At 49.7% G+C, this 13,792-nt stretch carries 3 protein-coding genes; all 3 read left to right on the top strand.

Annotated features, from left to right (window positions below; all coding sequences use genetic code 11):
• On the top strand, window positions 1–4,511 hold a 4,511-nt coding region (locus BXO87_RS00015), incomplete at its 5' end, for a non-ribosomal peptide synthetase (protein ID WP_139337705.1).
• A 25-nt stretch (window positions 4,512–4,536) separates the two neighbouring features.
• The gene (locus BXO87_RS00010) at window positions 4,537–12,234 is read left to right on the top strand and encodes a non-ribosomal peptide synthetase (protein ID WP_076851066.1); all 7,698 of its coding nucleotides are present in this window, start codon (window positions 4,537–4,539) and stop codon (window positions 12,232–12,234) included.
• A 15-nt stretch (window positions 12,235–12,249) separates the two neighbouring features.
• Window positions 12,250–13,792: condensation domain-containing protein (locus BXO87_RS00005; RefSeq protein WP_239692952.1), on the top strand; the 1,543-nt coding region annotated here is incomplete at its 3' end.

Here is a 13,792-nt window from a genome sequence, read left to right as displayed (position 1 = left end):
CGCAAAAACAGGACACCTACCCGGTGTCTTCGGCGCAGAAACGGATGTATGTGCTCCAACAGCTTGAAGACGGCGGTGTCGGCTACAATATGCCGGCTGTGCTGGAACTGACGGGCCCGCTTGACCGCAGCCGGCTGGAGGAGACGTTCCGGCAGCTTGTGGAGCGGCATGAGTCGCTCAGAACGTCCTTTGAAACGGGGCCTGACGGCGAACCGGTGCAGCGCATCCATGACAGCGTACCGTTTCAGCTCGATGAGGCCGAGTCAGCTGACGCATTCGTCCGGCCGTTTTGTCTGGAGGAAGCGCCGCTCTTCCGTGCGGCCCTCGTGAAAGAATCCGACGAACACCATCTTTTATTAACGGATATGCATCATATTATTTCTGACGGTGTGTCCGTCAACACCTTGATAAAAGAATTCGGCGAGCTGTACGCAGGCCGTTCGCTTACGCCGATGCGCCTTCAATATAAAGACTATGCCGTCTGGCAGCGGTCGTTTCAGGAGAAAGAAGGATACCAGAAGCAGGAAGCCTATTGGCTGAAGCGGCTTGAAGGAGAACTTCCGGTGCTTGAACTTCCGGCTGACAAGCCCCGTCCGGCGGTCAGAAGCTTTGCGGGCGGCAGCGTATCGTGCACGCTTGACGCTGAAATGTCATCCGGCCTTCACCGCATCGCCCGGGATCACGGCTCCACTTTGTATATGGTGCTTCTCGCCGCGTACAATACGTTACTCGCGAGATTAAGCGGGCAGGAAGACATCATCGTCGGCTCGCCGATTGCCGGGCGTCCGCACAAAGACCTTGAACCGATTCTCGGCATGTTCGTCAACACGCTGGCCATCAGAACGGAGCCGAAAGGAGACAAACGGTTCACCGATTATTTGGCGGAAGTCCGCCAGGCGGCGCTTGAGGCGTATGAGCATCAAGACTATCCGTTTGAAGAGCTTGTGGAACGGCTCGGCGTGCAGCGGGACATGAGCCGAAATCCGCTGTTTGATGCGATGTTTATTCTTCAGAATATGGAGCGAGAGGAGATAAATCTGGCCGGTCTGAAGGCGTCACGATCAGAGCATACCGAACATGATGTATCAAGTTTTGACCTGACCTTATCAGCGGCTGAATCCGATGGAAACATCCGCTTTGAAATGGAATTCAGCACCGAGCTTTTTATGAAAGAAACGATTGAACGCTGGATGGGTCACTTACTGAATCTCTTGCGCCATGTTGCCGCCGAACCGGAAGTCACACTATCGAAAACTGACATTTTGAATGAAGAAGAAAAACAAAAGTTACTGATTGAGTTTAATAACACACAAACCGAATTCATGGAAAAACACAAACTGTTTCACCAGTTGTTTGAAGAGAAAGCAGAAGAAACGCCTCATCAGACCGCTGTTATTGAAGGAACACAACAGATCAGCTATTCGCAGCTTAACGAGCGGGCAAATCGGCTTGCGCGAACATTACACAAAAATGGATTCGGTCCGGGAAAAAGAGCAGCTATATTGGCAAACCGTTCGATTGAAGCGATCGTCAGTGTTCTTGCCGTCATGAAATCGGGAGGGGCGTATATACCGGTTGACTCCCATTATCCCGAGGAACGGATTCGCTATTTATTAAAAGACAGCGCGGCATCCGTCTTGATGGTGCAGTCAGAATACAAAGAACTTGCTTCACAGCTGACGGATAACAATTTATTTCTCATTCAGCTCGATCATGAAGATCAATACGATATTTGTGCAAAGAATATTCAGCCGGCAGCGTCTCCGGATGATACTGCATATATCATATATACTTCGGGAACAACGGGAACGCCGAAGGGAGTCGAAGTCAGAAATCGCAGCTTTACGCATGCAGCACTTGCATGGCGCAGGATTTATGAGCTTGATCTTATACCGGTCAGAGTGCTGCAGATGGCGAGTTTCTCATTTGATGTATTTTCAGGAGATCTTGCACGCGCCCTGCTAAACGGGGGAACGCTTGTCATTTGTCCGGATGACGTCCGGCTTGAGCCGCAACAGCTTTATCGGCTCATTGATCAGTACCGTATCACGTTTATGGAGTCGACACCCGCGCTGATTGTTCCGTTTATGGAATATATATATCGCCGGAAGCTCGCGCTGCAAAGTGTAAAAATACTGGTACTGGGTTCAGATATGATCAAGTCGCAGGATTTTTATACGCTTCATGAACGCTTCGGAAAAGAAATGCGGATCATTAACAGCTACGGTGTAACAGAAGCGACAATTGATTCTTCGTATTATGAAGCCGAAATGAGCGAAAAGCCGCGGGAAGATGATGTGCCGATCGGTGTTCCGCTTCCGAATGTACAAATGTACGTCTTAAACAAAGACAAACAGGTCCAGCCGATCGGCGTTTTCGGAGAGCTGTATATCGGAGGGGCCGGCGTCGCCAAAGGATATTGGGGACAGCCTGAGCTGACAGAGGGCGCATTCAGTGACCCGTTACAAACGGGAGAAACGCTTTACAGAACCGGAGATCAGGCTTGCTGGCTGCCGGATGGTACTCTTCGTTTTAAAGGGCGGATCGATAAGCAGGTGAAGATCAGAGGATACAGAATTGAGACGGGAGAAATAGAAAGTGTGCTTTTGAAACACGATCAAGTCAAAGAAGCGGCTGTTACCGTGATGAAAGATGCCGAAGGACAAGCCCGATTAGCGGCATACATCGTTCCTAAAGAGGCCGATATCTCATCACTTCGCCAGTCTCTTATGCAGGAGCTCCCGGCTTATATGATGCCGTCTCATATTATCGGTTTAGACAGCATGCCCCTGACACTGAACGGCAAACTTGATAAATCGGCACTGCCGGCAGAAGAGATACATTCATCCCAGGCATTTGTCGCGCCCGGCGATGAAAAACAGGCGATGTTATGCCGGATTTGGGAAGATGTGCTTCATATTCAGAAAGCGGGAATCCATCACTCTTTCTTTGAGCTTGGGGGAGATTCCATTAAGGCGCTTCAAGTGTCAGCCCGACTCGCCGGAGAAGGCTGGAACATGTCGATCCGCGATTTGTTTCAGTTCCCGACGATTGCAGAACTCGCGAAGCACCTCACGCCGGCTGTTGCAACTGCTGATCAGGGGCCGATAGAAGGAAGCGCTCCGCTGACACCGATCCAGCAGAGATTTTTTGAGGAGCCGGGTGCGTTTGAGCTTCATTATAACCAAGCGGTCATGCTGTGCAGTGAAGACAGCCTCGAAATAGATGCGCTGTATCAGGCGGTTTGCGCGCTGACAGAACATCATGATGCGCTGCGAATGACTTTCACTGAAAATGAGCATGGGGAAACGGTTCAATATAATCGCGGAATCACAAAGCAGTATGAAGAAATATTTACGCTTAACGTCATAGATATTTCAGAAGAAACGCAGCCCGAAAAACGGATAGCCGCTGAGGAAAAAGAAATACAGCAGGCTATGCGTCTTGATCAGGGGCCTCTGCTTCATCTCGGAGTGTTCCGTCAGAAGGAAGCCGACCATCTTCTTATAACGATTCATCATCTTATCGTGGACGGCGTGTCATGGAGGATATTGCTTGAAGATCTGCAGACAGCTTATCAGCAGGCATTGGACGGCAAACAAATCGAACTGCCGCCGAAAAGCGATTCTTATATCAAATACGCTGAAGAACTTTTTGACATTTCCAAAAGCAAAGCATTGCTGGAGGAAGCCGCATACTGGGACAGCGTGATGTCTAGTGAAACAGCGCCGCTGCCGAAAATAACTGATGAAAACGCCGGACGATTGCAGGAAAACGCGCGCACTGCATCGTGGATATTAAGCAGCGAAGTCACGAAACAGCTGCTGTTGGAAACACAGCAGGCATACGGAACGGATGTTCATGAATTGCTTTTAACGGCGCTTGGAATGGCGCTTCATGAGTGGACGGGTTCTGAACAGATCCTTATCAGCACTGAGGGGCACGGGCGCCAGGGGCATATGCCTGACATTGATATGTCAAGAACGGCAGGATGGTTTACATCTGTTTACCCGGTGCTTTTGGATATGAGAGTGCCGGGAGGCTCAGGCGAAAAAACCGCTCACCGCATAAAGACGGTAAAAGACATGATGAGACGGGTTCCTCATCACGGAACCGGCTACGGGCTGCTGAGATATTCGCGAAACATTCTTTATAAAGACCCAGAAATAAGCTTTAACTATCTCGGTGCGTTTGACGGTCTTGAAGGGACACTGAAGATGTCACCGTTCAAGCCGCAGCATGATATAGCGGCCGGGCGCATCCGCGAATTTGATCTGGATATTAACGCGATGGTGGCGGCCGGGCAACTGGAGGTAAAAGCCGTTTATACCGATGTATTTGCACCGGGGGCAATCGAGTTCTTCATGAATCGTTTCCATACTCACCTCGAGGACATCATCGCCCATTGTTCCGGCAAGAAAGAGCGGGAAAAAACATTAACGGATTACAGCCATACAGAATTGACCGCTCAAGCACTATCAAGCATTGAAGATCTCGTAAAAGGACTTTAATTTCATAAAAAGGTGTGTGGCATTCGTGACACAAGCGACAGAAATTCAAGATATTTACCCTTTATCATATATGCAGGAAGGCATGCTGTTTCATTCGCTTCTGGATTCCGGATCAAACGCATATGTCGAGCAGATTTCGTTTACAGTCAGCGGGGATTTATGCATTGATACATTCCAAAAAAGTCTGGATATGCTTGTCAGCCGTTATGATATTTTCAGAACGATTTTCATAAAAGAAGTGCCTGACCTTGAAGGGCCGCAGCAGGTTGTCCTTTCACGCCGTGACACAGCCGTACAGACTGAGAACATTTCAGACTATTCGGAAGAACGGCAGCAAAGCATCATTAAGGAATTCAAGGAAACCGACCGGCATAAGGGCTTTGATCTGCAAAAAGGCCCCTTAATGCGCCTGACTCTTTTTCAAACGGGAGAAAACCGCCATACATGCGTTTGGACTCACCATCACATTATGATGGACGGCTGGAGCTTGGGCATTGTGCTGAAAGATTTCTTCAGCATGTATTATGCGATCCGAAACGGGCGGCCTGTAAACCTCGGCAGTCCGGCTCCTTACAGTTCTTATATCAAATGGCTCCGAAGCCGGAATAAAGAAGAAACGTCAGCGTTCTGGTCGCGCTGCTTGGAAGATTACGGAGAAGTCGTTTCCGTTCCGCAAACGAAGAATAAGCCGGCGCAAAACGGTTATGCATCTGAGCATTTTCAATTTTCCCTTGAGTCTGAAACCGTGCAAAAGCTGGCAGACATTGCCCGAAGCACCGGGGTCACGCTGAATACTTTATTTACGAGCATTTGGGGACTGCTTCTCCACCGTTACAACGGCACTGAAGATGCGGTATTCGGTTCAGTTGTTTCCGGCAGGCCGTCAGCTATCGCCGGCATCGAATCCATGGCCGGACTGTTTATCAATACCGTGCCGGTAAGGGTGCGCGCGGCTGGGGATATGACTTTTTCTTCTCTTCTCAAAAAGGTGCAAAAAGAGTCACTCGCTGCGGAAGAGCACAGCTATTATCCGCTTTATGACATCCAAAACGAGAGCGGCCTGCAACAAGATCTCTTGAACCACATCCTGGTTTTTGAGAATTATCCGGTTCAGATGCAGACTGCGGTAAACGGCTGGCAGCAAACGGAAAGCAGTGCGCTCTCACTTGAAAACTTTTCGATGGCGGAGGAAACCAATTACGATCTTAACGTCGTCATCGTTCCGGGAGAAGAGTTTTATGTGAAATTCAGCTACAATGCGGGCATCTACGATCGGGAAGACATGAAACGGATCAAAGGGCATATTCTGGAGGTCATCTCCTGTGTAACGGAAGATCCGGACAGGCTTTTATCAAGCATCAGTCTCGTGCCTCCGGAGGAAGAAGCCCTGATTCATTCGTTTAACGAAACGAACCGTCCGTACCCTGAGACAACCGTTCATGGGCTGTTTGAAGAACAGGCGGCAAAAACGCCTGACCAAGAGGCGTTGAGATATAACGGGGTAAGCTGGAGCTACAAGAAATTAAATCAGCGGGCGAATCAGATTGCGCATGCCTTAAGGGAAAAAGGCGCACGCCCCGATCAGATCACCGCTGTTATGCTGCGCCGATCAATGAGTACGGTTGCCGCTCTGCTCGGAATTTGGAAGTCGGGCAGCGCCTATATGCCGATTGATGCGGAATTTCCGCCTGAACGGATTTCATTTTTACTGAGAGACAGTGAAGCCTCACTGCTCGTGACTGAAAAAGACCTGCTCCCCCTCATTCCGCCGGATTTCAAGGGCAGTGTCGTCATCATGGAGGAAACGGTTTCCCAGCAGACTGCACCGCTTCCGCCGGTATCTGACAGCGGAAATTGGGCGTATGTCATTTACACCTCCGGAACGACAGGCCGGCCGAAAGGGGTGCTTGTACAACACAAAGCGATCAGCAATACATTGCAATGGCGGCGTGAAGAATACGGGATGACAGAAGGGGACGTAGCTCTTCATCTTTTTTCATACGTATTTGACGGGTCATTAACGAGTCTGTTCACTCCGCTCCTGTCGGGCGCCTGTGTACTGTTAACTGATGAAGATGATGCGAAAGACGTCCTTTCAATAAAACAGAAAATCACCCGCCACGGAGTGAGCCATCTTCTGATCGTTCCGTCTCTGTATCGCGTTCTGCTTGATTCGCTGACGAAAAAGGATGCGCAGACGCTTCGGGCAGTGACATTTGCCGGGGAAGCGGCCACTCCTGATATCGTGGAAGCGAGCCGCAACATATGCCCGAATGCCGAGCTGCTGAATGAATACGGCCCGACGGAAAACAGTGTGGCCACGACGATTCTGCGCAACCTGCAAAAAAGCAGCCGGATTACGATCGGGCGCCCGATTGCCAACACTTCTGTCTATATGATGCACGGAGATCGGCTGCAGCCGGTCGGAGCCGTCGGTGAACTGTGTATTTCCGGAAAAGGTCTGGCGGACGGATATTTTCAGCAAAAAGAGCTGACGGACAAAGTCTTTACCCCTCATCCGTTTTGTGAAGGTGAACGGCTGTACAGAACGGGAGATGCAGCCCGATTTTTACCGGACGGAACGATTGAATATATGGGACGCTTTGACGATCAGGTGAAGATTAGAGGTTACAGAATTGAATTGGGAGAAATCGAAACGGCACTCAGAAGTCTGTCCGGGGTAAAAGAGGCGGCAGTCACCGTGCGCAAAATGGCGGACGGGGAACAGGAGCTTGCAGCTTATGTCGTACTGGAAAATGCGGGTGTGACATTTAAACCGCACGCTGAATTGGCCGGGAGATTACCTGCTTATATGATACCGGGAAGCTTTACCAAATTAACGGAGATGCCGCTGTCTGTGAGCGGAAAACTTGATCGGGCCGCACTTCCTGAGCCGAAAGAAGCTGAGAGAACCGGTGATTATCAAGCTCCGCGCACAATGCTTGAGACCGAGCTGCTGTCTATTTGGCAAGAAGTGCTGAAACGGGAACACATCAGTATGAGAGATGATTTCTTCCAAATCGGCGGACAGTCGCTGAAAGCCGCGTCGCTTGTTTCAAACATACATAAACGGCTCCAAATTGAACTTGCCGTCCGCCATGTTTTTGAACATCCGACCATCGAGAGCATGGCCCGCTGCCTTGAACAGAGGAAAAGAGGAGAATATGCAGAAATCACGCCTGCTGTGGCAAAGGACTTGTACCCGCTATCTTTTGCGCAAAAAAGGCTCTATGCCCTTCATCAGCTTGCAGCGGACAGTACGGGCTATCATATGCCCGCTTGTCTGGAACTGAGCGGCAGACTCAACCGGGATCGGCTGCACGAAGCCTTTTCAGCGCTGTTACAAAGGCATGAAGCGTTACGCACTTCATTTGTTTTACGAGACGGGGAGCCGATGCAGCACATACATTCACATGTCGATTTTGACCTCACAGAGATTCATATGCCATCCGGGAACCTTCTTCAAGAGGTGATGGAAACTTTCGTCAAACCATTTGACGTGGAAAAAGCGCCGCTTTTGAGAGTGACTTTAGCCAAAGTCACTGAAGAACGTCATTTTCTGCTGCTTGATATGCATCATCTTATCGCAGACGGTGTGTCAATGAGCGTTCTGATTCGAGAATTGACGGATTTATACAGAGGAAAGGAGTTGCGGCCGTTAAAACTCCAGTACAAAGATTTTTCCGTCTGGCAGCATGAGCGGTTTGCCGCTGAAGAATTCAAAAGACATGAGCGTTATTGGCTGGAGACGATCGGGGAAAACATTCCCGTACTTGATCTGCCGCTCGATAAAAAGCGCCCTCAGCTTCCTGATTTCAGCGGGTCCGTTGTTCGAACGCGCCTTCAAAAGGAATCGGCGGAGAATTTGCGCCGGCTCATGGATGAGACAGGTTCGACGCTGTATATGATTCTTTTGGCAAGCTACTCCTTGTTCCTTTCTAAATTGAGCGGGCAGGAAGACATTGTCGTCGGTTCACCTGCGGCCGGCAGAAGCCGCGCTGAGCTTGCCGGGGTCATCGGCATGTTTGTAAATACCGTGGCAATGAGAAGCAGGCCGAAAGGGGATAAGACATTCCGCGCTTATTTAGAAGAGGTGAAAATGCTCGCCCTCGGCGCGGCCGAACATCAGGACTTCCCGTTTGAAGAACTTGCCCAAAAGCTTGATACACACCGGGAAGTCAATCGCAATCCGCTGTTTGATGCCATGCTCGTTTTGCAAAACAGTGATGATTTCGAAGTAAACCTTCCGGGCTTAGTTGTTTCTTCACATTCAGTGAAGCATGACATTTCAAAATTCGACTTGACGCTTCATGTCGAGGAACGGCCGGATGGCTCACTGGATTTTCATTTTGAATACAGTACCGCGTTGTTTGAAAAAGATACGATCGAACGGTGGGCCGGTCATTTTAAAGAGCTTTTAGGACAAATCGCATCGGATGATGAGCGGAAGCTGTCTGACATTCATTTGCTGGACACAAACGAGCGGCAGATGCTTCTTCAAGCGGGAAATCAAACGGCGGAGTATCCGAGGCATGAAACGATCGTCAGTTTATTTGAAGCACAGGCGGAAAAAATGCCGGATCAAATTGCAGCCGTCATGTCTGATGAGCGTCTCACCTACCGCGAGCTCAATGAAAAGGCGGATCGAATCGCCGATATGCTGTCGGAAAACGGCATCCGCTCCGGACAGATTGTCGGAATTATGACCGAACGATCTCCGGATATGCTGATTGGGATTCTCGGTATTTTAAAAGCGGGAGGAGCTTATCTGCCGATTGATCCTGACTATCCGGACGAGCGGATTTCATTTATGCTGACTGACAGCGGCGCGCGTGTTCTGTTGACGCAATCGGGTCTTGGGATATCCGGTATAGATGGTTTGCCGGTTTTATACATCGATAAGCCTGAATCCGTTTCAGCAGACAGAACGAAAGAAATGATAACGCCTGAACAGCCGGCTTACGTGATTTACACATCGGGCACAACCGGAAAACCGAAAGGCGTTATGACGGAACACCGCAATGTCATCAGCCTTATCACACATAAAGGACTGCCGTTTGATTTCGGCTCTGGAGACGTCTGGACGCTGTTCCACTCCTATTGCTTTGATTTTTCTGTATGGGAAATATTCGGCGCGCTCTTATACGGCGCAAAGGTAGTTATCGTGCCGAAAGAAACTGCCCGTGATCCGCATTTGTACCGGCAGCTGCTGCAAAGTGAAGGCGTAACGGTGCTGAACCAAACACCGACGGCTTTTTCCGGACTCATTCATGAAGAGGCCGGGCATACGGACAGGCTACAGCTTCGATATGTCATTTTCGGCGGAGAGGCGCTTCAGCCCGGCATGCTGAAAAGCTGGAAAGAGAAGTACCCGGAGACGGAGCTTGTTAATATGTACGGTATTACGGAAACCACGGTTCACGTCACATGCAAAAAACTGAATATGGATGATATTGAGAGAAACAAAAGCAATATCGGCAGACCGCTGGAAACCCTCCATGCTTTTGTCATGGATATCTATATGAATCCGCAGCCGATCGGAATTCCCGGTGAGCTTTATATCGGCGGGGAAGGTGTCGCGAGGGGATATGTAAACAGGGATGATTTAACCGCCTCCCGTTTCATCACGAATCCGCATGTTTCCGGCATGCGGCTCTACCGGACGGGTGATATCGCAAAAAGGCTCACAAATGGCGAGCTGGAATATGTCGGGCGAAAAGATGCGCAAGTAAAAGTCAGAGGCCACAGAATTGAGCTGGGAGAAATTAAATCAGCGCTGCAAGAGCTTTCCTCCGTGAAAGAGGCAGCCGTGATCACACGTGCTGATCAGCATGGTCAGCACTCCATTTACGCATACGCGGTCTTACACGGAAACGAAAAGATAAAAGAAGCAGAGATTCAGGCCTCTCTCAGAGCTTTTCTGCCGGAATATATGATTCCCGCCCGCTTGATAGAGCTTGATGAACTGCCTTTGACGGCGAATGGGAAGCTGGACGAGAAGGCGCTCCCGCAGCCTGAATTAAATGATAGCCTTGGAGATGATATCAGCCTGAGAAATGAAACTGAAGAAATGATGGCTGACATCTGGGAAGAACTCTTAGGTGTTGAAGGACTCGGCCCCAATGCTCACTTCTTCCATCTCGGCGGGGATTCGATTAAAGCGCTGCAAGTATGTGCGAGGCTGAAACAGCAGGGCTATGAAACGACCGTCCGCGAGCTGTTCGAGCATCAGACACTGGGAGAAGTATCGATGCGGCTCCGGAAAGTCCGCCGCGTGATTGATCAGGCTCCCGTCACGGGAGACGTGCCGCTGACGCCGATCCAGCACTGGTTCTTGTCGCAATCATTGCCGCATGATCATTTTAATCAGTCGGTTATGCTCCGCAGTGCGGACAGAATCAATGAATCTGCTATGAGAAAAGCGCTGGCACAGCTCGCGGTTCATCATGACGCATTACGGATGGTATGCGGCACGCAAAACGGATCGGTGACTCAATACAACAGAGCGGAAAACCTTTCTGAAGAAGAACTCTTTACGTTTGAAACGCATGACGTGAGAGGGAAAGGGTCATTACAAGAGGAGCACGCCGCAATTGAACAGGCGGCCGCCCTTATTCAAACTTCCATTCGGCTGGAGACGGGTCCGCTCGTAGCTGTCGGATTATTTCACGCTAATGATGGCGATCATCTGCTGCTTTCCATTCATCACCTTGTCATTGACGGGGTGTCATGGCGGATTTTATTTGAAGATCTCACCGCATGCTACAGGCAGGCGCTCGAAGGAAAAGAAACCGCGCTTCCGGCAAAAACCGATTCCTATCAGACTTACGCGAAGCAAATCTCTGATTATGCAAAAAGCCGCCGGCTGTTACAGGAAGCAGACTACTGGTCCGAAAGAGAAAAAGCGGCGGTCAAACCGCTTCCGAAAGATGCCCGCATCTCTTCCAATCTTCTGAAAGATACAGATGTGATGATCGTTACATTGACAAAACAGGAGACTGAGCAGCTGTTAACGGAAGCGAACAGAGCATACACAACAGAGACGGGTGAATTATTGCTTGCCGCGTTAAGCCTTGCGCTGAACAGATGGACCGGAAACGAGACATTCAAAATCAGCATGGAAGGCCACGGAAGGGAAGAGCACCTGGAGCATCTTGATATCAGCAGAACCATCGGCTGGTTTACGTCAATTTATCCGGTATTGGTTGACGCAAGTTTTCAAGATCAGACTGATGACGGCGAGCGTCTCGGTTATCACATTAAGCGGACAAAAGACATGATGCGCCGCATTCCGCATAAAGGAGCGGGATACGGGGTGCTGAAGTATATAAGCAAACTCTGGGAAGAGACTGAATCCGATGCTCCTGAAATCAGTTTTAACTATCTGGGGCAGTTTGACCGGGAAATCCGTTCCAGCGGCTTCGGTGTTTCTCCCGTAAAAGCGGGAAATGAAGTCAGCCCGGACTGGGAACGTCCGTACACACTTGATATCAGCGGCTCCGTATCGTCGGAATGTCTCAGCATGCATGTCGTGTACAACCGTTTTCAGTATCAAAAAGAAACGATTGAAGTTTTGACGGGACATTTTCATGCCTTTCTCAAGCAGATCATCACGCATTGCACAGGCAAAGAGGAGCGTGAATGGAGCGCCGCTGATTTCAGTGACGAGGAGTTAACGCTGGAAGATCTGAGTGACATTATGGGAGCCGTCAACAAACTATAGAAAAGGAGTGGCGCAATGGGGCAGCAACCGGAAATACAAGATATATATCCTTTATCTTTTATGCAGGAGGGCATGCTTTTTCATTCTCTGTTGGATCATGACTCAAGAGCCTACTTCGAACAAGCGGTGTTTACGATCAACGGACAGCTTGACCGGGAACGATTCCAAAAAAGTATAGATGCTGTTTTTGAACGATACGATATTTTCCGTACGACATTTATTCATAAGAATGTGGCGAAGCCCCGCCAAGTCGTGTTGAAAAACAGACCGAGCCGCGTTCAGTTTCATGATATTTCTCATTTGGACGAGAAGGCACAAGACAAATATGCCGACCGGTTCAGAAAAGAAGATAAAGATAAAGGCTTTGATTTGCAATCAGACCCTCTCATGAGAGTCTCCATTTTGAAAAAAGCGCCTGAACGCTATGTTTGTATCTGGAGCCATCATCATATCGTCATGGACGGCTGGTGCTTCGGGATTGTCATGAAGGAATTTCTGATGATCTATCATTCTCTCGGAGACGGCCGGCTCCCGTCTCTCGAGCCTGTTCAGCCATATGGGAAGTATATTAAATGGCTCATGAAGCAGGATCGTAAAGAAGCCGAGATTTTTTGGAAAACGAGACTTGCCGATCTTGAGCAATCGGCGTCTCTTCCGAAAAAATCCGCGGAACCAAATGGCGAACTTGAGCAGGCGGTTTTCACCATTTCTGAAGAGCAGACAAATGAGCTGAAGAACATTGCGGCAAGGGCGGGAGCAACGCTGAATACAGTGTTCCAGGCACTGTGGGGCCTGTTGCTGCAGCGTGTCAGCCGCTGTGATGACGCCGTTTTCGGTTCTGTCGTTTCCGGCCGGCCGTCGGATCTCGCAGGCGTGGAAAAAATGGTAGGACTGTTTATCAATACGATTCCCGTGCGGGTGAAAAGCGGTTCATCTTCTTTTCTGGAGCTCGTCAGGCATTTGCAGCAGGAGACGCTGCAAGCAGAAGCGTACAGCTATTATCCGCTGTATGACATTCAGGCGCAAAGCCCTTTGAAGCAAGCGCTGTTTGACCACATTATCGTGTTTGAAAATGTGCCGGCCCAGCGTGAAATTGAAAATGTGAGTCAGACCGGTTCATTTGATTTTGCGGTAGAGGATTTCACGATGGAGGAAGTCACAAACTACGGATGCAGCATAAAGGTGATTCCGGGAAATTCTCTTTATATCCGCTTAAACTTTGATACCGGTATATACGACAGCGTTTTTATGAAGAATATCGAAACATTTTTACGGCATATGATGAAATCAGTCATCTCCGATCCTGAAATTTGCGCCTCCGAGATCGCATTGCTTGATGCGTGTGAAGCCAGAAATATGCTAGATGCGTTTAACCGTACAGAAACAGTTGAACCGCCGGCTCCGACGCTTCACGGACTGTTTGCCCGCCGTGCCGAGCTTTCGCCGCATCGTCCGGCGCTCCGTTTTCCGGGCGGTATGCTGACGTACGCCGAGCTTGATCAGTACACGGACAGGCTCGCCGTTCGGCTCCGCCAAAAAGGCATCCGCAAAGAAAGTA

It is taken from the genome of Bacillus sp. GZB, assembly GCF_001975995.1.
Lineage (GTDB): Bacteria > Bacillota > Bacilli > Bacillales > Bacillaceae > Bacillus > Bacillus velezensis.
The sequence above is the reverse complement of the archived record's forward strand: the minus strand, read 5'-3'. Positions and strand labels throughout refer to the sequence as shown.